Origin of the sequence: Peribacillus sp. FSL K6-1552 (genome assembly GCF_038005205.1) — a bacterium.
In the GTDB taxonomy this organism is placed as follows: Bacteria; Bacillota; Bacilli; order Bacillales; family DSM-1321; genus Peribacillus; species Peribacillus butanolivorans.
The window spans coordinates 1527440-1554118 of record NZ_JBBOST010000001.1 but is presented as its reverse complement, the minus strand read 5'-3'; the positions used below and the strand labels follow the sequence as shown (position 1 = coordinate 1554118).

The following is a 26679-nucleotide window of genomic DNA, read 5'->3' as shown; positions in this document are numbered from 1 at the left end:
CTTTTTTCCATTACCTTTTGAAACTGTCTTACTTGCAACAATAAGGCAGGTTTACCAATAAGTTTGATGCTGCTTACATAAGTAAAACTCCTTTTTCTACTTATACTATTATTACAGCGGCAAAAGCCGTTGAAAACGTAAAGGGGAGATTCAAATGGCTAACAGCAGTAACAACCTTCTTGTTCCTGGAATCGAACAAGCACTTGAACAAATTAAATATGAAATAGCATCAGAATTTGGTGTACAATTAGGTTCCGATACATCCGCACGTGCCAATGGTTCAGTTGGTGGAGAAATTACAAAACGTCTTGTTCAGCAAGCTCAATCTCAACTTAAAGGTCAATAAATCCTATTACAATTGAATATCAATGGCTAAGAGTCCAGCTTTTTAAGCTGGACTCTTTTTAATATTCCGTTCATTACCGTTTTCTTTATTATTCATTTCCCTCTTATTCCGTTCTGTCTTATTTCCCTTTTTAGTTTCTTGCTTTATACGATGGTCTTTACTTTTTTCACTTTCTTTTGCCTTTTCTTTGACTGATGGGTGTCTTCGCTTATCAATTCTCTTTTCAGTCTTTTCATTTGATTTCACCCACTTCCTCTCTTTCGATTGCTTGTCTTTTGAATGGTTGCTATGGTCTCTATTTGATTTTTCGTTCGGTTTTTTGTTTTTTTCTTGAAAGGTATTTTTCTCTTTGTTTTTTTCTTGAAAGGTATTTTTCTCTTTGTTTTTTTCTTGAAAGGTATTTTTCTCTTTGTTTTTTTCTTGAAAGGTATTTTTCTCTTTGTTTTTTTCTTGGTAGGTATTTTTCTCTTTGTTTTTTCCGTTATATGGTCTATATTGTCCATTTTTTTCTTTTTTATCTGATGTTTCCTTCTTTTGCTTATATTGTTTTTGCATTTCCCTTTTTTCGGTTAGTTCGTCTTTGATTACTGTTTTTTCCTTTTTCTTACTTGGATTGTTTGCTTTTTCCTTTTTCTCATTTGGAATGTTCACTTTTTCCTTTTTCTCATTTGGGTTGTTCACTTTTTCATTTTCTTGATTCGATTTGTTTTTATTGCTCTGCGATTCTCTCTTCTCTTCCAAGGTTTCAGTATTACCCTCGACATTTTTATCCGTTGCGGGTTCCCTTGTGTTCACTTTAACTTTCTCTTTATCCTCATTCAATTTCTTTTCAATATATTTTCCGGTAGATATGCCTTGTTTCCTAGCCTGCTTCCGATCAGTTTTCGTTGCTTTAATAACTTTCATCTTTGTTTGTGAAACATTTTCCTCTGAAATTTTTTTAATCTCTTCTTTTAAATTCTTATCCAGTTTTTTATCTTTATCCAATAACGTTGTAGAAACAACTATTTGTTTATTTCCTTTCAAATAACCGAGTTGCTTTGTTGTTTCAACAATTCGGTTTGTGACCGTCTTAATTTCTTTACCTTTCCAGTTCTTCAGCTGATCAATAACAAGCTTACCATCTTCGTTTAAGCCGGTAAGTTTGAGAACTTCTAAATGATCATTCAGCTCAAGTTCAATGCTGGGATTCACATCAATTGTCATATATGCAGAGACATGCTCAGAAGAATAAGATGGCAGAATAGCAAAGAGAATCAGAAGGGCAGATGCTATACTAAGCACCGCCTTTTTTTTGAAAGATAAATGAAAGCTAGAAAAAGATAAAGTTACTTTTGATTTAACAGGTGAAAAAGTGATTTCTTCGCCCACTTCATACGTTCTTTCCTGCCTTTTGGTTTTTAGAAACTCGCCTTCGGGGGTTAATAGGGTTACAAAACGCTTATTTATTGAAAGAATAACTCCTTTTTTCATCCATTAATAACCCCTTTTATATAATCATTCAAATACAAAAAATCCCCGTTTATTATTATTGCAACAGCAATGATATACTTTCGATTCCGTTCGATTGTTTTTCTGCTTACATCTACCTTTCCCTCAAGCTGTTTTACTGGCAGCCGCTTTTTTGTAAACAGGATTTCTTTCAAGTCGTCATCGTCCATTAACAATTTAGCAATCATTACCGCTCCCTTCCTTGCATCTTCATGTTTTGGAGAGTTTTCAACGAGATCATCAAACGACAGACCAAAATCCTGTAGATGGCTTATATAAAGTTGAATTTCTTCTTTTCTTTTTTCTGATTCCTTTTGTTTTTCGTATTCCTGTATGGAATTTTCATTATCCAGATATATTTGGCTTTGATCATTTTCATCGTTTTGAGAAAAATCCAGAATAATTTCTTTGCTTCTTGACTGGCTTCTTAAGTAATCAATAACCCTTCGCTTAACAAGGGTTTCGGCAAATGCCAACAAAGAACGGCCTTTTTCCGGGGAATATTTATCTATCGCCTCATTAAAAGCAATCAATCCAATACTGAATTCATCATCTGATTCGTATATGTAGCGTCTGCATACTGACGAGACGGCTTTAGCTATAAAAGGCTTGAATGATTCTATAATATCGTTACGAAGGTTTATATCACCTTGTTGAATTTTCAAAACGGTTTCTTCTAAAGAACGCTTTTTTTTGATTGCTGTAAACAACAAACCAAGCATTTGCTCACCTCGCTCCTGTTGAACGGTAAAAACGATCAACATATTTATCTTAAGCGGAGGGAGTCTAAAAGACAGTACCAAAAGAACTATTTTTCAATGATATCGAAATCACAAAATATATCCACATGAAAAAATACTTAGTTTTTTATCGTTTATTACAGTGTAATTACAGAAAAATAACTTTTTTCTGATTATCTCACAAATCAATGGGGCAATTGTCATTTTTTTTACCCAAATTTAATATTCACTTCTTTTAACATATCGTTCGTAAAAGCGTCTGAATTTTTGTGGGTCACTCCCAAAAACCATATAATGGATTTAAAAATAAAAAAACCAGGCGCGACTTGCACGCCTGATTTTTTTTATGCTTCTTGTATTTGTTTTTCTTTTTCTTTTTTGCTTGAAATGATCCATGCACTTATGACAATACCGATTAATACAACCCAGAAAATCGATTTCCAAAGGGTTGATTCCGGGAAATGGTGATCGATGACAGCTAACGAAGGGTGTGCAAGTGTGTATACGGCTAACTTTACCCCAACCCAACCTACAATTAAAAATGCTCCAGTTTCAAGTGAAGGACGCTGATGAAGCAATTTCACAAATCCATTAGCTGCAAATCGCATAATAATCAACCCGATCATTCCACCTAGGAACATAACAGCGAATTGCCCCCCGTCAATTCCGCCAACTTTCATCCAACCTGTTGCAGGAAGTGTAACGGCCAGTGCAACAGCAGCCAACATGGAATCAATCGCAAAAGCAATATCAGCAGCCTCTACCTTTACCACTGTCATCCAGAAGCCAGATTGTTTCTTAGGTTTAGTGACTTCCTTCTCACCTTTCCTAGCGTATTTTTTGTAAATATGCTGAAAAGCAATGAAAAGTAAGTAAATGGCACCGATTGCTTGAACTTGCCACACGTCGACAAGAAAGGAAATAAGGAATAAACTTGCAAAGCGGAAAACAAAAGCTCCCATCAGACCGTAAAACAAGGCTTTTCGTTGTTGTTCTTTTGGTAAATGTTTAACCATGACAGCCATAACGACTGCATTATCTGCAGCGAGTATTCCTTCTAATCCAACCAAGATAAGAAGGACCCAGCCATATTCCAATAATATTGATGCTTCCATGCATTCAACCTCCAATAGTTTGTATTTCCCTCGCTATCGGCATTGGCAAAATAAAAAGACCTCTGCCGTATAGGCAAAGGTCTTGCTGAACATGAAATCATGTCAACAAAGCCGATGAATGTCTCCACTCACGTAATGACGACTTTGTTTTAGGGCGAACCCTAACGCTACTCCCCTTTGTAAAAGGAAAATCAGTTATTAAGTATATTAATAGTATACGTGCTAATGGTGAAAATTACAATCTTTTTTTCTTTAACATAATAATTCTAGAGTTTCTATTTTCGTTTTTCCTTTGATATCTTAATTAATTGTAAATATTCTTTGCCAAATTTAATCCAGTTGGTTTTTTCAGAAAAGTAGTGTTGGAACAGTGATAAAAACTTCGTATACTTCCTTTCATATGGATACCATTGTATTTCCGAATTCTTTTTTCCATTATCGATCATGATAGCTTTTTCATGACAGAAAATCCGCATTCCTTGTTCGCCATGATATCGGCCAATACCACTTTGCTTTGTACCACCAAAGGGTAAGTGATGATTAGCAACAGTAATCAGCACATCATTGATCGTTACAGCTCCTGTCACTAACTGGGATGCTATCCGATTTGCTTTTACCGTATCCATCGTCCAAACGCTCGAATTAAGTCCGTACTCAGTATCATTTGCAAGCCGGACCACTTCTTCCTCCGTATCGAATGGTACAACTGGCAGAACTGGACCGAACGTTTCTTCTTTCATAATTTTCATTGAATGATTGACATTGGACAAAATCGTCGGCGGAATAAAATAGGTCTGACCCGTTTTCCAATCATTCGGTGAGGTTCCAGATTCAAGTATGGCACCCTTATTAAGCGCATCCTCTAGGTGTCCAGCAACAATATCAATCTGAGCCGGGAAGGTCATTGAACCGATATCATCCGTTAATCGTGTCCCCTGTTTTAAAGAATTCGCCTTTTCTTTAAGCAAAGACAGAAATTCCTTATAAACGGGACGTTCCACATATATTCGTTCAACACTCATACACACCTGCCCGCTATTTGTAAAAGCCCCCCAAAGCGCTCCATTAACAGCCCGTTCCAAGTTCGCATCACGTAGTACAATCATCGGATCCTTTCCACCAAGCTCCAAAGTACTAGGAATCAGCTGTTTTGCTGCAACTTCACCGATCATTTTTCCTGTCCTGACAGATCCAGTGAAAAAAATATAATCCGGTTTCTGCTCAGTTAAAGACGCACCTAATTCTTTCCCTCCATGAGCAAACTGAACGGTCCCCTCTGGAAAACCTGCTTCATGAAATAGATTATCTATGCACATTCCCACTAAAGGTGTCACCTCTGAAGGTTTGGCAATAACGGTATTCCCACCGGCAAGAGCATTCAGGATCGGTACCATTGCTAGTTGAAGAGGATAATTCCAAGGTGAAATGACAAGAACAGTTCCACGGGGCATATAATCAATATAAGATTTTTTCCCAATTAGCATTAATGGTGTGGAAACCTTCTGTCTAGAAAGAGCTTTCACTGCATGTTTTTCAATATGCTTAATTGCATCAATAGTTGGCATGATATCCGCGACAAGCGCTTCAATTTTAACTTTGCCTGTATCCTTTGAAATAACCTCAGCTATTTCATCCATTTTTTTAACCATCAGTAAACGAAGGCATTTTAAATATTGCAGACGCTCTTTGATAGGAAGTTTTGACCAGGTCTGAAACGCTTGTCTTGATTTCATATATAAATGAGGTATAGACTCCAGTGGCGTTTCATCAAGTTCGGCAATCTTCTCACCTGTTGCCGGAGAGAACACTTCCCACTTGGTATGTAATTCTTCCATAACTTCTCCCCTTGTTTTACCTTATTTTAATCTGATACTCTTTATCATTTTTATTCCTTAAATAAAAATCAACCATAGCCGGAACACCTTTCCTAAAATTAGGGCAATCGATTCCAGAACCAGCTAAGTCTTTTTGGGCTTCCGTGCTATCAAACCGCCCCTTCCAAGTAAAATAATCCAAGGCTTCTTTTTCAACTCCTAAATACGCCCGTACCTGACGAATTGATAAAAACGCCTGACTCAATACCATTGGTACATAACCTTTTGGTTTTTTCTTATATAATTCTCTAACAAATAGTTCATAAACTTCAGTAACCGTACATGGATTAGGATCGGTTAAATGATACGTTTTTCCAGCACTTTCTTTATATAATGCCAGATATGCAGTTGCCTGTATAATATAATCAATTGGAACCAGGTTCACGACTGTTTCCTTCTCTGAAGATATATATGGAAACAAAGGGAGAAAGCTTAACCTATCAAGGAAATTAAGGATAAAATAGGGTCCATCAAATTTAATAGTTTGCCCTGTTTGAGAATGCCCCTTTACGATACCAGGTCGAATGATTGTAATAGGAACCTCTTTTTTAAGCTCCTCGACCAGTAATTCGGCGTCAAATTTAGTCCGTTCATAATGGTTCTTAAAGCTTTTTGGAAAGACCAATTCATGCTCGTACAGATTTCCTTCCCGGTTACCCGCAACATAAGCGGTGCTAAAATAGGTATATCGCTTAAGTTTAGTTAACCCTTTAACCCATTCATTTACATGTTTCGTACCCACGACATTAACTAGCTGAGCAATTTTTTCAGGGACGGCTAAATCGTATATCGCTGCAAGATGAAAAACATGGGTAATTTCTTGTTGAAGATTATGAATTAAATCAAATGGAATATCTAGATTTTTTTTCGTTATATCGCCTATCACCATTTCAAATACTACTTTTGCTCCATCTAGTTCATTTTCTATAGATTTGATTTCTGCTTCTGCTTTTACCTTTTGTTCAGGCAAAACAAGCAGGTAGATTTTATTTAAAGCTTCATCACGCCTTAATAGCTCCATGATCAGCTGATTACTGATGAAACCCGGAAATCCTGTGAATAAATAAACATGCTCCATAGATTATTCCCCCTCAGTTTACCTACCTTGATTGTAAGTTACTTTACATATTATTACTATTCAAATGGAATATAATAGAAAAAATTACTTCCATTTTGAAGGAGTATTTGCATTTTCTATCGAAGGTACCTAGTAGGATTCTTCTTTAAAGAGTAATCTAGTAGATTGTCTATAAATTTATCAGATTAGGGGTTTAATAATAAGATTTAGAGGGTAAATTCATATATTGAATAAAAATTATTATCTATCTAGTCGATTTTCCGTTACTATATAAGAAGGCGATTTTTTCGCGCATACATATTTGAGGTGAGCGCACAAGTGAAAAGAATAATTAAAGCATACGACTTCCCTATTTTTATCGCTGTCGTATTACTCTGTCTATTTGGTTTAGTCATGATTTATAGTGCGAGCATGATTACTGCAGTTGCTCGATACCACCAGTCCATGGATTTCTTCTTTGAGAAACAAAAAATGGCCTTTATCATCTCATTCTTAGCAATGATTGTGACGATGATTCTTCCTTATAAGATGTACAAAAACAAAAACTTTTTAATGTTAATGATGTTTGGAATGGCCGGTATCCTTTCGCTGCTCTTCATCTTCGGTCATACTGCAGGAAATGCCACAAGCTGGTTTAAATTGGGTTCAAAATCTATTCAGCCCGCAGAATTTTCAAAGCTAGTCATGATTATTTACCTGGCAGCCATTTACGGAAAAAGACAGGATCGAATCAATAGTATTGATAAAGCTGTTATTCCTCCGATTTTCTTTCTCGTATTTATTTGTTTTTTAATCGGGATACAACCGGACTATGGAACGGCAGCCGTCATTTTCCTAATTTCAAGTACCATGATCATTTCCTCTGGCATGTCTTTTAAAAGTATCTTCAAACTCTCTTTAATAACACTAGTGTTCGTAGCTATTTTTGCTTTAGGAGTTCTTGTGACAGGTAATTTCTCATCCGTTTTATCTGAAAATAAAGTGTCTCGTTTTACCGGCTTTGCAGACCCTTTTGGTACAGCAGGAGGAGACGGATATCAGCTCGTGAATTCATTGTTTGCAATAGGTTCAGGCGGCGTTACAGGTGTCGGACTCGGGGACAGTGTACAAAAATACGGGTACCTGCCTGAATCACATACAGATTTTATCATGGCCATAATTGCGGAAGAGCTCGGAATATTCGGAGTAGCTTTCGTTCTTTTGACACTCGGTTTTATCGTCTTGAGAGGTTTTGTGCTCTCTGCCAAATGCAAAGATCCATTCGGAAGCCTGCTATTAATCGGCATATCATCCATGATTGGCATTCAAGTAGGCATCAACGTTGGCGGAGTGACTGGGCTCATTCCAATTACCGGGATTACCCTTCCATTTATCAGCTATGGAGGTTCTTCCTTACTACTGCTTATGATTTCAATGGGAATCTTCCAAAATGTCGTAATGCGAATGAATATACTTGAACAGAAAGAAAAGATTACTACCATCCCAAAAGAAGAGATAGCCTCTTCAAAATAAAACTCTAGTTTTTTATCCCCTGGCATTCTGTTTATCAGTATGTTGGGGGTTTTTAATTTACAGCAATTTAAGTAAATATAGAATACTGCTATGTCTGTGATTAATATAACCTGGAATCAAATTCAACTAAAAAAACAGGCGGTCGAAATCGACCGCCTGTTCTTTTACTTATAGTGTATCCCGATTTTCGTAAAGCCAGCAATTAAACTAAGTAAAGGACAAAGCAGACAGAAGAATGCAAATGGAGCATAATCCAAGGTTGAAACACCCAATACCTGTGTCAAGAATACACCGCAGACACCCCAAGGAACCAGAGGATTCACAACTGTTCCCGCATCTTCAAGTACCCTCCCAAGCGTTTTTGGATGCAAGCCTAAATCTTCATATTTCTGCTGAAAGGCTTTCCCAGGCAGTATAACTGACAAATATTGTTCCCCCACTAGGAAATTCACACTGATTCCTGCAAATACGGTAGCTGAAATCACTTTCGCTACACTCGTCAATGAATCCTGGACCGCATTTAAAATAGAAGGGATGACTCCTAATTCAAACAATAGTCCGCCCATCGCTAATGCCAACAACACCATCGAAACGGAGAACATCATACTTTCAATGCCGCCCCGCGATAGGATTGAGTCAAGTTGATCCATTCCACTCTTAAGTACAAAGCCGCCGTATAAAATATCTGCTAGTTTCGCAACCGTCAAATTTGGCGTTTGTAAGAATGCTATGACAGCCGCCGAAATAATTCCTGCTGACAATGTCGGAATCGCCGACACCTTTTTCAAAGCCATGACTAGAACGATGACAAACGGCATCAAACTCCATATGCTAATGTTCGTTTCCATTTCCAAGGCTTTGGTCATTGCTTCAATCTCCTCAACACGAGCCAGTTTGACATTCGGTGAAAGGAAATAAAAGATAATAAGTGATATTAAAAAACCTGGAATCGTTGTCCAAAGCATATTATTAATATGTTCAAATAATGGTACTCCAACCGTTCCCGAAGCAAGGTTGGTAGAGTCGGATAATGGAGACATTTTATCCCCAAGAAATGCACCGGAAATGATTGCACCGGCTGTAATCGCCAACGATAAATCCATCGCAGCCGCCATACCGATGAAAGCAACGCCGATTGTGGCTGATGTTGTAAGTGAACTCCCGATACAGAGCCCAATTAGCGAACACACCAGAAATGTGACCGCATAGAAATATTCACCAGAAATCCAGTCAAACCCATAGTACATGATGGTAGGGATCGTCCCGCTTGCCATCCAGATCGAAATTAGCATTCCAATGAAAAAGAATATATAGATAGCTCCCATACCAGAAACTGCACCTTTGACGATAGCCGCCTCCATAATCGAAAATGGCAACTTCTTGATCTTTCCATAAACAAATAGAAATAGGATAGCAGCTATTATTGGAATATGGGGGGCAAGTCCATAATGTATGATACCAGTTGCAATGATTAAGAAAAGAATTGCCAAAACCCCAATTGCTTCAGGTAAGGAGAGTTTTAGCTTTGCATCTTCAAGACGCATGATGTATTTCCCCGCTTTCATGTTGTATATTCTCTGAGGTAAGGATGGACCTTTTAATTCCTCACAATTGCTGAAACGCTTTTAAGTACTAAAGCACTAGATAAATATAAATGAGTTTCTTAAGATTGTCAAAGGAATAATAATCTTTTTTAGTAGATTTTGATTCTTAATAAATTCGACATTTCCTTTTTCCACAAAACGAAACCCATACTTCGATTAGTACAGGTTCATAAATGTCCTAAGATAACAAGGGAAATTACCCCACATTCCCAACGAATGATTACAACGACTGACAGAATCAGCTTCCAAGTTCACCTCCATCAACCATTTCCATTCATTTAGATGTGTTAAAAATGCTCCAGATAATAAAAAAAGCCCGCGTATAAACACGGGCTTCTCCATTATTTCAAATCCATTGGATTATATAATTCCACGTCAGGATTTTTATCCTGGAACCAACGAAGTGCAAACTCATTTTCAAACAGGAATGCGTATTTTTCAAAACGGTCTTTAACAAGTATGCTTCTTGAGCTGTGAAGGTTTTCATCAAGCTTTTCGTCTTCGGCCCAGCGAGTGATTTTACTACCCATACGCTCCATCATGACCTCAACATTGTACTCATTTCTCATCCGATGCTCAAATACTTCAAATTGAAGCTGACCAACCGCACCAAGCAGATATTCTTCCATCCGAACTGTTTTGAAGAGCTGAATGGCCCCTTCTTGTACTAGTTGGTTAATTCCTTTATGGAAATGCTTCTGTTTCATAACGTTTTTAGCTGTTACCCGCATGAATAGTTCTGGGGTAAACTGAGGTAACCGTTCAAACTGAAACATATCTTTACTTGTCGTTATAGTATCACCAATTTGGTAGTTCCCAGTATCATACAAACCAATAATATCTCCGCTTACTGCTTCATTTACCGTGTTCCGATCATCAGCCATGAATTGAGTTGAAGAAGAAAGATTAATTGGTTTACCTGTTCTGCTCAAGTTTACACTCATTCCACGCTCAAATTTACCAGAACAGATACGAAGAAAAGCAATCCGATCACGGTGTTTTGGGTTCATATTCGCTTGAATCTTGAAAATGAAACCAGAAAAATCATTGCTGACAGGACTCATTTCACCTGAAGTTGTCATACGGGCTTGAGGAGCAGGTGCAAACTGCAGATAAGCATCCAAAAACGTCTGAACCCCAAATGTTGTTAAAGCACTTCCGAAAAATACAGGGCTAAGTTTACCATTCGCAATGTTTTCTTCAGAGAATTGGTTCCCCGCTTCCGTCAACAGCATAATTTCTTCTAAAGTTTGCTCATACAACTGTGAATCTTTAAGTTCATGATCCACCTCGAGTTCACCCTCGTCATTCAATGGAAGGAAGCGCTCATCGCCTTCTGTTTTGAACTGTTCGATCCGATTATTAAACCTGTCGTAAATGCCGACAAAATCTTTTCCCATCCCAATTGGCCAGTTCATTGGGTATGTTTCAATGCCCAGTACTTCTTCAAGTTCAGCAAGCAATTCGAGCGGCATTTTCCCTTGGCGGTCCATTTTGTTGATAAATGTGAAAATCGGAATTCCTCTCATCCGGCACACTTTGAATAATTTAACCGTCTGATCCTCGATCCCTTTTGCCGAATCGATAATCATCACGGCGCTGTCAACAGCCATCAATGTACGATATGTGTCTTCACTGAAATCTTGGTGACCTGGTGTATCGAGGATATTCACACGGAAATCATCATAATCAAACTGCATGACTGAAGATGTAACGGAAATTCCCCGTTGCTTTTCAATCTCCATCCAATCACTCGTTGCATATTTCCCTGTTTTTCTAGCTTTAACTGTCCCGGCATCACGAATGGCGCCACCAAACAGCAATAATTTTTCTGTCAAAGTTGTTTTCCCGGCATCCGGGTGGGAGATAATTGCGAAGGTCCGTCGGGATTGAACCTCGTCTTTTAATGTAGTCATAAAATGTTCCTTTCATTATTGGAGTCATCACTAAATATATTTATAGGAAGGCTAATTAGATTTTTCACATTGGAATGTCAACCTTTCTTTGTATGTAAACCAACATACACAATATATGTATGAAAAAATATATCATAAGGCTTAAGCCTTGGCTACTCAGCATTCATTTCAATCAACCTTACTATTTTAACACGATATGAAGGAAAGATGTAGAGGTGAATGAATCACCTTAAGCGGATTTGATGTTATAGCAAAACAAAAGACGCTATATCAGCGCCTCTTATCCAAGTTCATATGGTTATCGTTCATTTACTCATAGTTTAACCAACTTATCTTACTGTCTTCATTGCTTTTTGATTACGTTTGTTTTTCCAACGTTTCTTTACTTGTCTGAATACTATAGGAGCAGCAAAAACGACAGCTCTTTTTAGTAATTTCTTCATTATTGATCATTCCTTTCTTTCTTATCCTATACCCGAATATCTTTATAAAAAACTTTGATTCCAAGAGTTATTTTTCTATTTTCAGCTTAAGTAAATCAATACTAGCTTTTGCTTACACCATTTTGACGTGAATTTTTTCACGCCAGGACTAAGGAAAGCTTAGATTCATATCATTTTCAAGCACCCCATAGTTCAATATAATCCTCCTCATCATTAGGATTGGACCTCTCCCTCATAAAACAACCATAATATTAATTTCCCCAAATGAATATGTATAAATTACATCCTCTTGTTTTATCCTTTATAAAGGTGGGTATATACTAAAAAACTGGAAATTGTTCCAGAAGGTTCCGATATAGAACACCTCAGCCAAATACTTCCGGTAAAGATTCACATATTATCAAGCATCTTCGTATGATATTTCAACTTAAATGAGGGTATTTGATAATGTGTGAAATTGATTTTTTCCTGTAAGGAAAAACAGTCACCATTAATATTTTTAAAATTATTAGGAGGATTCATCGAATGACAGTAACAGGTAAAGTAAAATGGTTTAACAGTGACAAAGGGTTTGGATTTATCGAAGTACCAAACGAAGATGATGTATTCGTACATTTTTCCGCTATTCAGGGCGATGGTTTCAAGACTCTTGATGAAGGTCAAGAAGTACAATTTGAAATTGAAGAAGGAAATCGCGGACCTCAAGCTAAGAACGTCATTAAACTATAAAGAATAGAAACCATATGCAAAAGGATGCCGCCCAACCTGGACGGCATCCTTTCCTTTTTAAGCAACTGCCTGCATTTGTAATGCGTACTTCAACTGTTTTCTAGCCCGAAATAGATTAACTTTGACAGTTGCTTGATTTATCTCAAGTATAGCGGCAATTTCACGTTCTTTTAATCCTTCATTTACCTTCAACAGCAATATCTCCCTTTGTTTTTGAGTCAATTTACATAAGAGATTGGAGACATCTTCTTTTAATGTCCAAATATCAATACCGTTCTCCTCTACCACTTGTCTGCATGCCTGGCTCTCTACCCAATCCACCATCTCCTGCTGAATTAATTGGCATCCCCTTTTTTGCTTACGGGAAAAATCAATTGCTGTTCTCGTAGCGATGCATGCTAGCCATGCTCCTATCTTCTCCCTATTGTTGATCGTATGAAGTTTATTATAGGCTTTTATATAGGTTTCTTGGGTAATATCCTCTGCCAGAAAAGGACATTTAATAATCGCTAAGGCTATATAATAAATCCGCTTATAAAAGGATTGATAAACAAAAGTGAAATCTTCCGTTTGGCAATAACGCTTTTCTTTCACACTCGTTCCTCCTCGCCTCTCATTCGTTAAAGTGCTCCAAAATAAAGCCGGGAACATGATCACCAGAAAAGCTCTTGATATCAATATTTCTGCTATCTTTATAATAAAAGGCAGCTAAATAATCTCCCCCCCAATCGATTTGAGCGTTATCAATTGCCGACTCGATTTCCGAGGTCTGATCAAACTTTAAGCGATTTGACTGCTTTTCAATTCGCTGTACAAGTTCACTTTCAGAAATCGAATTAAAAATTTGTGGATCAGTCTTTGCTACAAGAATATAAGAGATTTCATCAGCCGTTAACCTGGCCTCTTTTGCTTGCCCAGTTTGTTCCATCCAATTCGAAAACTGAGTATAAGAAGAATCCCAATTCAAATAAATAATATTGTTATTCTTCAAAAGAATGTCAATCGACGCATAATCTCCAATAGAATTTGTCATTTGAGCCAGCGACTGATTTTTCAGGTCTTCCGATAATGCCTGTACCGCTTCTTTAAGCTCCTGACTGTCCGTAATGTTTACAGATTTGTCCAATTCTCCGCTCGCAGTTATATTGATTTTAGAAACATCCTCAGTTGACACATTTAATAACTCATTAACGGTTTTTTTATATTCACTAGACTCATAAATTTTCGCCAGTAGTGGCAGGTATGAATCGTAGTTTTGCAAATGATACTCTCTTGCTATTCGTTTTCCATTCTTAAGTTCATACATAAGAAATACAGAGTGATTTATATTTAAATCACCAATGGAAGCCTTTTTACCTTTTTCGATAATTTGCTGATGCAATAACCTCAGCGCTTCTATATTTTCTTTTTCTTTCAAATAAGTGAACTTACCATTTGAAGAGTCATCTTCATAATAGAGTAGGGGATTGTTTCCAATATAAATTTGGTTAATCATCTTTATATCAGGAACCTTTGACTCATAATGAACAGGATCTAATTTTAGGATGACAGCAAGCAAAATAATAACCACCGCAAATGATACAAATCCTTTCAAATTGACACGGATTCGCCATGTCTTTTGCAGGACGATTTCACCTAGATAATATCCAATCAATGATCCGACAATATAGCCGAAAAATATCCATCCTAGTTTCCCTGTAGTTTCGCTAAAATAAAATCCTGTAAACAACATTATGCTTATCGTCAATCCGAACTTAAATAGCGGTTTTATCATAGGAAAAACAAATGCCTGTGAGACATGCTCCAACTTTCTCCGCTCATAGAGAAACAGCGAAATCAGTAGAAAAAGCAAGATTAATAGTCCATAGATTAATATATTAACCGAGAAAAATTCCATTTTTTCCATCTCGGTTGCAGCTAATAATGGAGAAATGCTATTGATATTGGCACTTAAATAATAATCTGCAGAAAATCCCGCTAGCAAAAACTTCACATTAGCAACAAACAAAACAAATAAGCCAACCGGCAAAGCAAGCAAGATATAAGTTAGTAGGCCTTGCAAGGCAGATAATCCCGTAACCATTCCTACTAAAACAGCCACAGAAAAGATCATTGCTTCCATGAAAAATGTAATTCCCATCCAGGACCAAATATCTGCAAGGGTATACAGCCTCTCTACATCTATTGCCGAGTGGAACAATATCAATATTAAGCCTGTAAGTAAAATAGGCAGTATAATAAAGCCAATTCCCGTTCCAATCATATGAAAATAAATGCTGCGTCTAGTAATCGGTAAACTATGTATAAAGTCCGAAGCTTGTTTTATCTGCAAAAACCGAAATAGGAAGATGGCAAGCAACACTGGGATAACTATGACTAAGACGAATTGTATCATCTGCTGACTGGAAAAAAGATTTTCGAATTTTACAAATTCACTATTTTCATTTAAAACAATCGTCAAAATTTCCAAAGGCAACGCAAAGATGAGGCCGATAAAATAAAGGAAACCTATCCAGCCGGAACATCTGAAAATATAGATAATCAGTTCTCTATTAAACAAGGTTATTCTGGATGACATAACCTATATCCCCCATTTCATAAATGAATATTTCCTCTAAAGTAAGGGGTAGCATATCGAATATTTCTGGTTGAAACTGATTAAAGTGGGATTCAATCTCGGATTTCTTACCCTTAACAATGCAAACAATCACGCTGCCTCGCCTCTCCTTATTAAGAACTTGAACTCCGCGATAAATCCCGTAAGGAATCTTATTTTTGAAGGCAATCTGTACTTTATGTACATCCGCTTTTAAATCGTCCAAATCTTTTTGGATAATAAGTTCCCCTTTGTGTAATATTCCCACATGATCGGCTAAATCTTCAATTTCCCGGAGGTTGTGGGACGAAATCAAAATTGTCATTTTCCGTTCAGATACATCCTGAATCAACAACTGTTTCACGTTTTTGCGCATAACCGGATCCAGCCCATCAAAGGGTTCATCAAGAATGAGAACTTCCGGCATGGTTGAGAGAGCCAACCAAAAAGCAACCTGTCTCTGCATCCCCTTTGACAATTTATGTATTTTATTTTGAAAGGGAATGGGAAACACTTCCTGTAATTGATAGAAACGTTCTTGATTCCAGTCACTATAAATATGACTATAAAAGCCTGCCATTTGCATAATAGTATAGTTAGCCAAGAAATAAGGTGTGTCAGGAAGGAAGAAACAACGATTTTTCACTTCTCGGTTTTCAAAGACATGGGATTGATCAATAAGTACCTCGCCGCAATCCTGAATTAAATTGCCCGAAAGCATTTTTAAAAGGGTCGTTTTTCCGGCACCATTAGATCCTAACAACCCAAAAATTGAGCCTTCATGAATAACCAAGGTTACATCCTTGATTGCTTCTTTGCCTTCATATAATTTACTCACCTGTTTTATTTCAATCATGACTCTCCCCCCTTGGCTAAAGCACTAATTTCTTTAACTAACTTGTAGATTTCATTTTTATCAATTCCAATATACAGTGCTTCAGCAAGAACCTTTGTAAGTTCGGATTTTATCTTCTCTTCTTTTAAGGAATTCTTCAAAGTTTTAGGAGGTGCCACAAAGTTTCCTTTACCCGGCAATGTATAAATATATCCGTCCAATTCAAGCTGTTTGTAAGCTTTTTGAATCGTATTAGGATTGATGGTCAATTTCTGTGCCAATATTCTAACAGAAGGAAGTTGATTATGTTCCTGCAAAACTTCATTAATCATAAGTTCCTTTATCTTATCCATCAATTGCTCATAAATAGGTTTTCTACTTTGCACATCCAACTCGAACATCATCAACCCCCCCTCTCTGCACTTAGTGTATTACTCTTCCTAATACAGTTCATTATAAAACATTTTCTTCCAATTTAAAACCATTTTTTTGAAGTATTACATAGTTCATATTCTTATCCTACCTCTCATTCTTTTGTTTAATAAGCCTTGTATTAGGGAACTAAAGAATTTAAGAATATAAAAAAGGAGTTGTTTTCATTGAAACCATTATATTCAGCAGTCGTTACTGTACACGGTGGTCGTGAAGGACATGTGAAATCAGAGGATGGTATTCTTGATTTTGATGTAAGATCACCGAAGGAATTAGGTGGATCCGGTGAGAAAGCAACCAACCCGGAACAGTTATTCGCCGCCGGATATGCTGCCTGTTTTGACAGTGCATTGAATCTTGTCCTGCAGAAAGCAAAAAAGAAAGTTGATACTTCTGTGACCGCAAATGTCACAATTGGGAAAGATGAAGAAGACGGTGGTTTCAAATTGGCTGTAAGGCTGGATATCTCCATCCCTGATCTTAGTCGGGAAGAAGCAGAAGACTTTGCAAAAAAAGCTCACATGACCTGTCCCTATTCAAAATCAATTCGTGGGAATCTCGACGTGACATTGAATTTGGTATAAAAATTCATTTTTTTTAAAAAGAATGGGCCCAGCCTTTGCTGAGCTCATTCTTTTTTATTTAACTCCTTCTAAATTCTTCATTTTCAATAGGAAGCATAGCCCGATTACTGTCATGATAATCAGTGAGCCTAATGCCATCCGGCTAGCCAATGTGCCGAGGTCATGGAAAATTAACGTAATTGTTCCATACATAAGGGGACCTATTATTGAAGAAACTTTTCCTGAGAATGCAAAGAGTCCAAAAAACTGCCCCCTTTTCTCCACTGGTGTCAATTCAATAATGAATGTCCGGGATGTTACCCACATCGACCCGAGTGCAATGCCAAACATGCTCCCGGCAATCCAGAACCAAAGAGGAGTTTGGGCAAAGACCGCCACAAATAAGGCGACTAGGAGCAGAATACCCACATATGTAACTGCAAGCCGTGGGCCCTTTGCCTGAGTTATATACCCAAATAGAAACGAACCAATAATACTGGATACCGTTGAGACCAGATAAAGTAAAATGAATCCACCTGAAGAAAATCCAACAACGGTCTTCGCGTAAACGGCCATCATGCCAATTGTTGTCGCAATTGCATCATTTAAGAAAAAATACGCAATCATAAATGTAAATACTAATTGATAAGATCTCATCTCTTTAAATGTTGCTATAATTTCCTTATAACCTGAAAAAAAAGGTTGTTTTACCTTTTGCTGTTTTGGCGTTTCTTTTAGAAAAAAGAATAATGGAAGGGAAAAAATCAGAAATAAGATAGAGGTGGGGATAAAGGCTTCATGTGAACTCCCTTTACTAATAAATGGATAGATGGACAGACCGACAAGCGTTCCAATGTAGCCTACAGCGACACCAAACCCTGATATTAGCGGCAATTGCTGCTTAGTGCCTAGATCGCTCATCATCGTATCATAGAAAACAAGACTTGAATGATAGAAAAACTTTGCTACCACAAATAAAATAATGACAATCACTAAGGAAATTGGGATACCAAGAAGATTTCCTTTCAACGATAGACCACCAAAAATCCCCATTAAAAAAGTCGCTGCAACTGAAACCAATGTGAAAATTATGATATATTTCTTCATCTTTCCTGTTCGGTCAATCATTACACCAAATAGTGGAGAAAACAGAACAAGAAATAAACTGGCAATCGCATTCGCATAGGAAATGAAGGTACTAGCAATCTGATCAAGAACAGCATTTTCTCCGATTTGTTCCTGAAGAAAGAAGGGAAAGAAAATTGTATTAATATTAGAAGAAAAAATCGTGTTGGCAAAATCGTAAAAGGCCCAAGAGAGAATTGGAAGAGAAAAAAATAAACTTAGATTCCCCTTCCATTTTTTAGAATTCGGTTTCAATTGCAGTTGCATCTGCCTTCCCCCTTATCATAGACTTAATTTATAAGTATTCCATACATACCTATAAAATCCTTTTAAGATAAAAAAACAATAATTAGCTGCATAATGAAAGCTAAATCCAATTCATGATTTCTTACCACTTAAAATACATGATTAAAAGAGGTTATCAGTATACAGAGGTCTTTTATTTTATTTATCATAGGGGTAAAGGATTGCAAAAAGTTTTGATTACTGTTGGCAAAGGGAGTGTGCAAGGTGATAGCATTTTTTCTTATCTTGGTAACTATACTGGTCCTGTTGGTGCTCTACTTTAAAAAAACGAAAAGTAACTTCCCAGACAACTTCACTATGCAGCATTCCCCCCTCAAGATTGGACATCGCGGGGCATCTGGATATTGCCCTGAGAATACGATGGCATCCTATTATAAAGCGATTGAATTGGGCGCTGATTTCCTAGAAGTCGATATTCATCTTAGTAAAGATGGTATCCTAGTGGTTCATCATGATTCTACACTCGATCGAACGACAAACGGAAAAGGAAACCTTCGAGATTACACAGTAGCTGAATTAAAGGAATTGGATGCTGGAAGCTGGTTTCATGCTCGTTTTAAGGACGAAAGAGTTCCTTTACTTAGCGAGATATTTGAAAATTTCCGGTCTGAGGTTGGAATATTAATAGAAATAAAGCATCCATCTCTTTACCCTGGAATTGAAAAGAAACTTGCAGAAGAATTAAGCAAAAGAGAGGATTATACATCAGATAAAAAAAGAATTCTGGTTCATTCGTTTGATATGGAATCCATGAAAAGGTTTCATCAATTAATGCCAGACATTCCAGTCGGGGTATTGATAAAGCGGCGTATTTCTGATCAAAAATTGAAAGAGATAGCAGAGTTTGCTTCGTTTTTAAATCCAAAACAAACCATTTTGAGTACCAAGCTGCAAATGCGAATCCAAGAGCAAGGGATGAAAGTATTTACATGGACCGTCAACAATAAAAAACAAATTCATATGTTAAAGAAGATGAAATTGGATGGAATCATATCCGATTTCCCAGATTATTTTATAGATTAAACCTCATAGGTATTAGTTTACAAAAAAACCAATCCACTTTTGTGGATTGGTTTTTTTAATAACATTGAAAAGAGCGTATTTCACTCGCGTCCGTTCCATAATAGGCCCAACGTTGCTGACTTGGTCTCCATCGATATCCAGCCACAGAATTATAGCCAACATAGGTAGGGTAAAACCAAAATGAGCGGCCATTTATTAACCATACATACGTATTTTGGTATAAGCATCCTTTCATTGAACCAGCGTCAATGGCCTTAATCATTCCACCAGGAAACTGCGGAATAAATAGCGGCGGCGCTTTGTGAGGAGGTCCTCCTCCTTGTGGTGGTCGCGGCGGTTGACCTCCTCCCCCTTGTGGTGGCCGCGGCGGCGGTTGACCTCCTCCCCCTTGTGGTGGTCGCGGCGGCGGTTGACCTCCTCCCCCTTGTGGTGGCCGCGGCGGCGGTTGACCTCCTCCCCCTTGTGGTGGCCGCGGCGGCGGTTGACCTCCTCCCCCTTGTGGTGGCCGCGGCGGCGGTTGACCTCCTCCTTGCGGTGGTCCTGGTGGCAGCTGTCTTTCTCCTAAAACCTGATTTCCCAAATGATATGGGTCCGACAAGAAACCATTGTCAATATATGGGGTATATTCATTTGGATAAAGGTTATTTTCAATACCGTTATAGTCGTTTTGTTGATTAGATGGTTCGTATGATTTCATACCTTTTCACCTCATATTTGAACTTCATTTATCCATATGTAGACGAATGACCATGTGTGCTTTATTTACCTCTCTTAATGCAGCTTTCTAATGATGTATTAATGACCAGAATTATATATCAGAAAAAATTACCTGTTTATTTTTTGAAAAAATCCCTATATTTTTAGCTTTATTGGCCTAGAATTTGTTATAGTGTTACTAGTGATTTATATTTTGAAAAATTATATAGTCACTATTAGGCTCTAAAGCGTTTCTCTTGTTAGCCGAGAACCAATCTTACAATTTTTTTATCTTAGAAAAAACGAGGGATTCCTATGTGGGAATTATTGTTAGAATTTGATTATCAAACCGTTCGCCATGCGGTATGGGCAGGATACTTGTTTACCTTTGTCTTTCCACTGGCAGCGTTTTACTTCTTAAATAAAAAGCAGTCACTCTTAAACGATAAATATCAAGCTTCTGTTCATTCAGGTCATGGTGTATCCCCTGTTTATACAGGTAGCATTTATGACTGGCGTGGAGCACAGCGCTTTTTCACTTATATTCGTCAAAAGGACTCGCCTGATGATTCAGATGAGCCAAGCCTCCTTTCCATTGTTTAATTAAAAACAATTCGAGGAGGAAATTATTTTGAAAAAGAAAAATATTTTACTTATTTCAGCTCTATTTTTATCAACCATCCTGTTGACAGGATGTTCGGCAGCTACAAGCGGCCCATTTCATACTGCATTGGTTAACCCAATGACAAAGATGCTTGAATTCAATGCTAATTTATTTAACGGGAACTATGGTCTAAGCATCATTATGATGACATTTTTCATACGTCTCGTTTTGCTTCCATTGACTGCCAAGCAATATAAAACACAGCTCAGTATGAAAACCAAAATGAATGGGCTAAAACCAGAAATGACAGCAATACAACAGAAAATTAAAGAAACAAAGGATCCAGCAAAACAAAAGGCTCTGCAGCAGGAAATGATGCAGCTTTATCAAAAACATGGTGTCAATCCTTTAAATATGGGCTGTCTTCCACTTTTGATTCAAATGCCAATCTTAATGGGCTTTTATTATGCGATTCAAGGTTCTCATGAAATTGCGACACATAGCTTCCTGTGGTTCAGCCTTGGCCAACCGAATATCGCCATGGCAATCATCGCCGGCGTCATCTATTATTTCCAATCGGTCATTTCAATGAGACAAATGCCAGAGGAACAGCAGAAACAAATGAAAATGATGAGCCTGCTCTCACCAGCAATGATTTTATTCATTTCTTTCTCTGCGCCTGCTGCATTACCTCTTTATTGGTCAATAGGTGGATTATTTATGATTGTTCAGTCTATTGTACTTCAGCGTGTATATAAGAAAGATCAACCCGCTGTCACTGTCGTAAAAGAAACGATTATGAAAAAAAGCTAATCCAAATTGGATTAGCTTTTTTTTCGTTTATTTAACCATAATAAATACAAAAATTGTAGGTTCATTCTCTCTTGCAAAAAAAATATAAGACATGATAAACATGTCAATAAATTTCTGCAGCATGTATTTTTAATTCTTTATTACCATTTTTAATAATCTAATTCAAAGAAAGTTCTTTTGACACTCGTATAAAAGCATATTTTTTCTATAATTTACCATTATATTTATTACGAAGAAAGGTATAATTCCTTATTTTTCCAAAATATACATTCCTACAATATGTTCATTTTCGATAATTCGAGTTTCACATCCTAAAATATGACAATTTTCCCGTTTACCTGTTCGTTATCATTAAAGGAGCATCAGTGTTCTACATACTGGCCATCTAGAAAGAATGGAGGTGCATTGTACCTGTAGACTGGTCGAAGTTTTTGTTCTTTGAAAATAGAATAGGGGGAAAACAATTGCAAAAAAAACGAAGAACGAAATGGTTAGCGTTAATATTCGCTATCATGCTTATTGGATCGCTGGTAATTCCAACAAACTCTATCGCAGCAACTTCAAACAAAATCCATACCTCCGCTAAAGATGAATTAACGGGGAAGAATCAAAAGAAAGTCGCCTCAAAAGTACTTACTCAGTTTAAAAAAAATGATCAGGTAACGTTTCTCGTTAAATTCAAAGAGCAAGTAGACACCAAAGACGTATCCTCAAAGGCTGCCAAAACAGCAAAATCACAAAAGTTATCTGCGAATAATTCAAAGTTACTTAAACGATCAAGTGTAGTATCTGAGCTTCGTGCTACAGCTCTTCAAACACAAGCGAATATTAAAAACTACTTAGATAAGCAAGAAAAAGCTGGTAAGGCGAAAGATTTTCAATCCTTTTATATTGTTAATGCGATTGCTGTGACAGCTACAAAGGATGTTATGGAGCAAATCGCTGCTTTTCCTGAAGTAGAAAAAATTATGCCAAATGAGACTAGGCAGCTAATTCAACCGGCAAGTAAGACTGCAGCTGCAAAGACCCTTAAAGGCTCAGAAGCGAGCCAAACAAAAGCCGATACCTCTTCAATTGAGTGGAATATTGAAAAAATCGGTGCTCCTGCTGTATGGAATATGGGCATTGATGGAGCAGGAACGGTTATTGCTTCTATCGATACAGGTGTCCAATGGAACCACCCGGCCTTGAAAACAAAGTACCGCGGGTATAACCCTGCCAATCCAGATGTTCCAAATAATGAATATAACTGGTTTGATGCTGTAAGCGGACAAGCTTCACCATATGATGATTTAGATCATGGAACTCACACAATTGGTACGATGGTGGGCTCTGAACCAAATGGTGCAAATCAAATCGGAGTTGCTCCAGGTGCCACATTCATTTCAGTTAAAGCTTTTTCTAACGATGGCGGTTCAGACATTGATTTATTAGAAGCAGGAGAATGGGTTATCGCTCCAAAAGATGCTGCTGGTAATCCTCATCCTGAGAAAGCACCAGATGTTGTCAATAACTCTTGGGGCGGCGGAGCTGGACTCGACGAGTGGTATCGCCCAATGGTACAAGCATGGAAAGCTGCCGAGATATTTCCTGAATTCTCTGCTGGAAATACTACATTGTCTAATCCCGGCGGTGCTGGTTCAGTAGCAAATCCAGCAAACTATCCAGAGGCCTTTGCCACTGGCGCAACAGATCTTAACAACCAAGTTGGCAGTTTCTCTTTACGTGGTCCATCTCCATATGGAGAAATTAAACCTGACATCTCCGCACCAGGCGTTAACATTCGTTCTGCCGTTCCTGGCGGTGCATATGAAGGCGGCTGGAATGGCACTTCAATGGCCGGTCCTCACATTTCAGCGGTTGCCGCTCTATTACGACAAGCAAATGCCAGCTTAACTGTTGACCAGCTTGAGGAAATCTTACTTACAACTGCCACTCCTTTGACAGACAATAATTATCCGACAAGTCCCAACCATGCTTACGGCTATGGCCTTGTTAATGCATTTGATGCAGTTTCCTCTGTTGTAAGCGGACTTGGGAAAATTGAGGGTAAAGTTACCAAAGCTGGAGATGACTCAGAAGCAGCTGTCATTTCCCATAAGGCACCAAAAAATTCGTATAAAAAAATGGATATAACACTTCAAGCTGAAGTGTCAGATAATGTAAGTGTCACTACCGTTAAACTTAGCTACCAAAAAGCCGACGGAACTTGGGTTGAAGTCAAGGCTGAGAGAACGAGCGGTGACTATAAATCAGGAACGTATGAAGCCACGATTCCAGGGTCAGAGCTGACTGAAGATTCAGTCGCTTACAAATGGACCGCAACTGACTTCGGAGGCTCAGTAACAGCTACTGACTCTTATACCGTTGAGCTATTGCCAGGAATCAGTGTGGGTTATACAGAGGACTTTGAACAAGATCCTATTGGATGGACCTCTTCCGGCACAAACAATAACTGGGAATGGGGTATTCCGACAAGTGGACCTGGCTCTGCAGCATCAGGTCAAAAGGTTTATGCTACAAACCTGGCTGGAAACTATGCTAATAGTGCCAATATGAGCCTATCCATGCCTCCAGTCGATGTTCCTGAAGGCACAAGTTATTTACAATTTAAACATTGGTTCGAACTTGAAAAAAATTATGATTTCGGACATGTATTTATCTCTACAAACGGAACAAACTGGGTACAAGCGGCTCGTTTTAATGATAAGTCAAATAGTTGGATCGATGGTGAAGTTAACTTAAGCCAATATGCTGGAGAAAGAATCTATATTGCCTTTAATGTCACATCTGATGGATCAGTCCAAAAACCTGGCTGGTATATTGATGATGTTAAATTGGCTGATACTTCCCTGCAGCCTGCTGCAAAAGCTAAAACAGGACTAGGCGTTATCAAGTCTGACTCTTCTGTTTCAGCTAAGCCCAAAGTTGACCCTGATAAAATTAAGCCAATTGCAGATAAAGTGAAAAAAGCACCTGAAAAAGACCAGCCTGCCCCAGTACTTCTTCCATTACAGGCACAGGTCAGTGTTTTAGAAACTGGAAGATCTGTTTATACAAACCCACAAGATGGATCTTACCAACTTACACATGCATCAGGTTCATACACATTGCAAGCAGAAACATACGGTTATCGATCACAAACAGAAACAGTCAACGTCGAACAAGATGCAACATCAACTGCTAACTTTACGCTTCAAGAAATTCCAAAAGGAACAATCAACGGTACAATCACCAACAAAATTACTGGCGAACCAGTCTCTGGTGCTACAGTATACTTTCTTGAGGATGCCGCTATTCAGCCAGTGACTACAAATTCGGACGGTGAATACACTCTATCCGCTTATGAAGGAAAATATACTTTGAAAGTCATGGCTCCTTCTTATTACGGCAGTGAAGCATCCGTAACGATTTCGGACGGTAACAGCTCCAGGAAAGATATTGAACTGAAACCGTTCATCGGGTACCCAGATGAGATTAAGTATGACGACGGAACAGCAGAAAACGCCCGCGCCTTTAATACGGCAGGCAATAGCTGGGCTGTGAAAATGTCGTTAGCTTCGGAAAATAAAACGGCAAATGTAACCGGCGCCCTTTTACGTTTCTGGGATACCACATGGCCTGCTCCAGGCGGGACTGAATTCCAAGTTTCAGTGTATGATGCATCGGGAACAGATGGGTCGCCAGGCAAAAAAATCGCAGGTCCTTTTAATGAGACTGCGTTGCGCGACGGTCAATGGACACATGTTGATTTGAGCGAACATGGAATCATGGTTGAAGGTGATTTCTTTATTGTTTATACCCAAACAAAGGCCAATCCGAATTCACCAGGATTAGCTACTGATGAAGATGGACCAAATGCAGGACGAAGCTGGCAGGGAGTCAGCGATTCATGGTCGCAATCCCCAACTGAGGAAGGAAATTATATGATTCGTGCAACTGTCGACTACGAAGTAAAGGAACCTGTAATTACCTCTCCAAAAGACGGTGCTTATTCAAATCAAAAAGAAGTAACGGTTGAAGGTACATCTGCACCTACAACAAAAGTAGATATTTTTAACAAAGGGGAGAAAGTAGCAAGTACGGATTCTACTGATAAAGGAACCTTCGCTGTTCCGGTCACATTAAGCAACGGTGAAAATACTTTGACAGCAAAAGCTCGGACAAGCCAAGGTTCAACTGAGGCCTCTTTGCCTGTAAAAGTTATATTGGATACCGCTAATCCGGAACTAGCAATTACTTCACCTACAGATGGCAGCAAAGTAAATCGTGAAACAGTTACTGTTAAGGGAACAGTTTCGGATGATAATCTTAATTCGGTTAAAGTAAACGGACAGAAGGCCGATGTGAAAGATAACACCTTCTCCTATCGCCTTCTACTGGATAAAGGAATCAATAAAATTAAGGTAGTTGCTCAAGATAAGGCAGGCAATAAAATCACTAAATCTGTCTCCATCGATGTAAAATATACCGCTCCAGAAATTTCCGATTTAGTGCCAAATGAGGATAAAATCTTAAAAAGCGGTGAATCGGTCAAAATCGAATTCGACAGTGAACCTGGCTTGGCAGCAAATTTCTCCATTTTGATGCCTCTGACAAATGCAGGAGGCATTGCGAATGCAACTGAATTACCAATGAAAGAAACATCTTCAGGACATTATGTCGGCTACTATACCGCCACAACGAATGTAAAGGCACCTGGTGCTGTTGTGGAAGTAAAAGCAGCAGATAGCTATGGTAATATTACAACACAAAGAGCGGCAGGTAAGCTTTGGATTAACGCTAAAAAGTAAAATGCAAAAGCCATGCTTTCTATGCCTAACGGCCGGAAGCATGGC

At 38.1% G+C, this 26679-nt stretch carries 21 protein-coding genes; 8 read left to right on the top strand and 13 right to left on the bottom strand.

What is annotated here, in order from left to right; translation table 11 throughout:
- Positions 1-154 precede the first annotated feature (154 nt).
- Positions 155-346: an alpha/beta-type small acid-soluble spore protein gene (locus NST21_RS07495; protein ID WP_034314196.1), complete on the top strand. Its 192-nt coding sequence runs from the start codon at positions 155-157 to the stop codon at positions 344-346.
- Between the two features lie 42 nt (positions 347-388).
- Here the strand turns inward: NST21_RS07495 and NST21_RS07490 are convergent, their stop codons facing one another.
- The 5 genes from NST21_RS07490 to NST21_RS07470 all read right to left on the bottom strand — a co-directional run bounded on the left by NST21_RS07490 (position 389) and on the right by NST21_RS07470 (position 6644).
- A complete protein-coding gene (locus NST21_RS07490) occupies positions 389-1819 on the bottom strand; it encodes an anti-sigma factor domain-containing protein (RefSeq protein ID WP_340888548.1) in 1431 nt (476 codons plus the stop codon).
- Positions 1816-2559 carry an RNA polymerase sigma factor SigI gene (gene sigI, locus NST21_RS07485; RefSeq protein ID WP_340888546.1) on the bottom strand — a complete coding sequence of 248 codons (744 nt, stop codon included), beginning with the start codon at positions 2557-2559 and terminating at the stop codon, positions 1816-1818. The genes NST21_RS07490 and sigI overlap by 4 nt, the downstream gene beginning before the upstream one ends.
- Before the next feature lie 362 nt (positions 2560-2921).
- Positions 2922-3692: a TerC family protein gene (locus NST21_RS07480; protein ID WP_340888543.1), complete on the bottom strand. Its 771-nt coding sequence runs from the start codon at positions 3690-3692 to the stop codon at positions 2922-2924.
- Between the two features lie 275 nt (positions 3693-3967).
- A complete protein-coding gene (locus tag NST21_RS07475; RefSeq protein ID WP_340888541.1) occupies positions 3968-5527 on the bottom strand; it encodes an aldehyde dehydrogenase family protein in 1560 nt (519 codons plus the stop codon).
- A gap of 16 nt (positions 5528-5543) precedes the next feature.
- Positions 5544-6644 carry an SDR family oxidoreductase gene (locus tag NST21_RS07470; protein WP_340888539.1) on the bottom strand — a complete coding sequence of 367 codons (1101 nt, stop codon included), beginning with the start codon at positions 6642-6644 and terminating at the stop codon, positions 5544-5546.
- A 318-nt stretch (positions 6645-6962) separates the two neighbouring features.
- Here NST21_RS07470 and NST21_RS07465 point away from each other — a divergent pair, with 318 nt between their 5' ends.
- Positions 6963-8156 carry an FtsW/RodA/SpoVE family cell cycle protein gene (locus NST21_RS07465; protein ID WP_340888538.1) on the top strand — a complete coding sequence of 398 codons (1194 nt, stop codon included), beginning with the start codon at positions 6963-6965 and terminating at the stop codon, positions 8154-8156.
- A 164-nt stretch (positions 8157-8320) separates the two neighbouring features.
- Here the strand turns inward: NST21_RS07465 and nhaC are convergent, their stop codons facing one another.
- Positions 8321-9721: a Na+/H+ antiporter NhaC gene (gene nhaC, locus NST21_RS07460; protein WP_340888535.1), complete on the bottom strand. Its 1401-nt coding sequence runs from the start codon at positions 9719-9721 to the stop codon at positions 8321-8323.
- 380 nt (positions 9722-10101) lie between these two features.
- Entirely contained in the window at positions 10102-11676 is a 1575-nt protein-coding gene (locus tag NST21_RS07455; RefSeq protein WP_053345100.1) for a peptide chain release factor 3, read from the bottom strand.
- A gap of 968 nt (positions 11677-12644) precedes the next feature.
- Between NST21_RS07455 and NST21_RS07450 the strand changes: the two genes are divergently transcribed.
- Positions 12645-12848 (top strand): cold-shock protein, encoded by a 204-nt coding sequence (locus NST21_RS07450; protein ID WP_056530714.1) that lies wholly within the window; start codon positions 12645-12647, stop codon positions 12846-12848.
- A 57-nt stretch (positions 12849-12905) separates the two neighbouring features.
- Here the strand turns inward: NST21_RS07450 and NST21_RS07445 are convergent, their stop codons facing one another.
- Genes NST21_RS07445 through NST21_RS07430 form a run of 4 tightly spaced genes read right to left on the bottom strand, consistent with a single transcriptional unit; the run spans position 12906 to position 16680 of the window.
- Positions 12906-13442 carry an RNA polymerase sigma factor gene (locus NST21_RS07445; protein ID WP_340888534.1) on the bottom strand — a complete coding sequence of 179 codons (537 nt, stop codon included), beginning with the start codon at positions 13440-13442 and terminating at the stop codon, positions 12906-12908.
- Positions 13443-13461: 19 nt separating this feature from the next.
- Positions 13462-15426 carry a DUF6449 domain-containing protein gene (locus NST21_RS07440; RefSeq protein ID WP_340888533.1) on the bottom strand — a complete coding sequence of 655 codons (1965 nt, stop codon included), beginning with the start codon at positions 15424-15426 and terminating at the stop codon, positions 13462-13464.
- Positions 15401-16300: an ABC transporter ATP-binding protein gene (locus NST21_RS07435; RefSeq protein ID WP_053345096.1), complete on the bottom strand. Its 900-nt coding sequence runs from the start codon at positions 16298-16300 to the stop codon at positions 15401-15403. Before NST21_RS07435 ends, NST21_RS07440 begins: the two co-directional genes overlap by 26 nt.
- On the bottom strand, positions 16297-16680 hold the full coding sequence (locus tag NST21_RS07430) for a GntR family transcriptional regulator (RefSeq protein ID WP_053345095.1): 384 nt from the start codon (positions 16678-16680) through the stop codon (positions 16297-16299). Before NST21_RS07430 ends, NST21_RS07435 begins: the two co-directional genes overlap by 4 nt.
- A gap of 198 nt (positions 16681-16878) precedes the next feature.
- On the opposite strand from NST21_RS07430, the gene NST21_RS07425 reads away from it, so the two are divergent.
- Complete coding sequence (locus tag NST21_RS07425) at positions 16879-17295, top strand: organic hydroperoxide resistance protein (protein WP_340888532.1); 417 nt, start codon at positions 16879-16881, stop codon at positions 17293-17295.
- A 54-nt stretch (positions 17296-17349) separates the two neighbouring features.
- On the opposite strand, the gene NST21_RS07420 is transcribed toward NST21_RS07425, so the two are convergent.
- Positions 17350-18666: an MFS transporter gene (locus tag NST21_RS07420; RefSeq protein ID WP_340888530.1), complete on the bottom strand. Its 1317-nt coding sequence runs from the start codon at positions 18664-18666 to the stop codon at positions 17350-17352.
- 243 nt (positions 18667-18909) lie between these two features.
- Here NST21_RS07420 and NST21_RS07415 point away from each other — a divergent pair, with 243 nt between their 5' ends.
- Positions 18910-19728: a glycerophosphodiester phosphodiesterase gene (locus tag NST21_RS07415; protein ID WP_053345093.1), complete on the top strand. Its 819-nt coding sequence runs from the start codon at positions 18910-18912 to the stop codon at positions 19726-19728.
- A gap of 55 nt (positions 19729-19783) precedes the next feature.
- Here NST21_RS07415 and NST21_RS07410 read toward each other — a convergent pair whose 3' ends face one another.
- Complete coding sequence (locus NST21_RS07410; protein ID WP_340888529.1) at positions 19784-20425, bottom strand: transporter; 642 nt, start codon at positions 20423-20425, stop codon at positions 19784-19786.
- A 314-nt stretch (positions 20426-20739) separates the two neighbouring features.
- Between NST21_RS07410 and NST21_RS07405 the strand changes: the two genes are divergently transcribed.
- The 3 genes from NST21_RS07405 (at position 20740) to NST21_RS07395 (ending at position 26634) form a co-directional block, all read left to right on the top strand.
- Positions 20740-21027 (top strand): hypothetical protein, encoded by a 288-nt coding sequence (locus tag NST21_RS07405; protein WP_056530725.1) that lies wholly within the window; start codon positions 20740-20742, stop codon positions 21025-21027.
- 28 nt (positions 21028-21055) lie between these two features.
- Positions 21056-21841, top strand: a complete 786-nt coding sequence (yidC, locus tag NST21_RS07400) for a membrane protein insertase YidC (protein WP_056530728.1) — start codon at positions 21056-21058, stop codon at positions 21839-21841.
- Between the two features lie 464 nt (positions 21842-22305).
- Complete coding sequence (locus NST21_RS07395) at positions 22306-26634, top strand: S8 family serine peptidase (RefSeq protein ID WP_340888527.1); 4329 nt, start codon at positions 22306-22308, stop codon at positions 26632-26634.
- Positions 26635-26679 lie beyond the last annotated feature (45 nt).

Coding starts and splice junctions, on each gene's coding strand:
- NST21_RS07495 (WP_034314196.1), top strand. CDS start 155: ATGGCTAACAGCAGTAACAACCTTCTTGTTCCTGGAATCGAACAAGCA.
- NST21_RS07490 (WP_340888548.1), bottom strand. CDS start 1,819: ATGAAAAAAGGAGTTATTCTTTCAATAAATAAGCGTTTTGTAACCCTA.
- sigI (WP_340888546.1), bottom strand. CDS start 2,559: ATGCTTGGTTTGTTGTTTACAGCAATCAAAAAAAAGCGTTCTTTAGAA.
- NST21_RS07480 (WP_340888543.1), bottom strand. CDS start 3,692: ATGGAAGCATCAATATTATTGGAATATGGCTGGGTCCTTCTTATCTTG.
- NST21_RS07475 (WP_340888541.1), bottom strand. CDS start 5,527: ATGGAAGAATTACATACCAAGTGGGAAGTGTTCTCTCCGGCAACAGGT.
- NST21_RS07470 (WP_340888539.1), bottom strand. CDS start 6,644: ATGGAGCATGTTTATTTATTCACAGGATTTCCGGGTTTCATCAGTAAT.
- nhaC (WP_340888535.1), bottom strand. CDS start 9,721: ATGAAAGCGGGGAAATACATCATGCGTCTTGAAGATGCAAAGCTAAAA.
- NST21_RS07455 (WP_053345100.1), bottom strand. CDS start 11,676: ATGACTACATTAAAAGACGAGGTTCAATCCCGACGGACCTTCGCAATT.
- NST21_RS07450 (WP_056530714.1), top strand. CDS start 12,645: ATGACAGTAACAGGTAAAGTAAAATGGTTTAACAGTGACAAAGGGTTT.
- NST21_RS07440 (WP_340888533.1), bottom strand. CDS start 15,426: ATGTCATCCAGAATAACCTTGTTTAATAGAGAACTGATTATCTATATT.
- NST21_RS07435 (WP_053345096.1), bottom strand. CDS start 16,300: ATGATTGAAATAAAACAGGTGAGTAAATTATATGAAGGCAAAGAAGCA.
- NST21_RS07430 (WP_053345095.1), bottom strand. CDS start 16,680: ATGTTCGAGTTGGATGTGCAAAGTAGAAAACCTATTTATGAGCAATTG.
- NST21_RS07420 (WP_340888530.1), bottom strand. CDS start 18,666: ATGCAACTGCAATTGAAACCGAATTCTAAAAAATGGAAGGGGAATCTA.
- NST21_RS07410 (WP_340888529.1), bottom strand. CDS start 20,425: ATGAAATCATACGAACCATCTAATCAACAAAACGACTATAACGGTATT.
- NST21_RS07405 (WP_056530725.1), top strand. CDS start 20,740: ATGTGGGAATTATTGTTAGAATTTGATTATCAAACCGTTCGCCATGCG.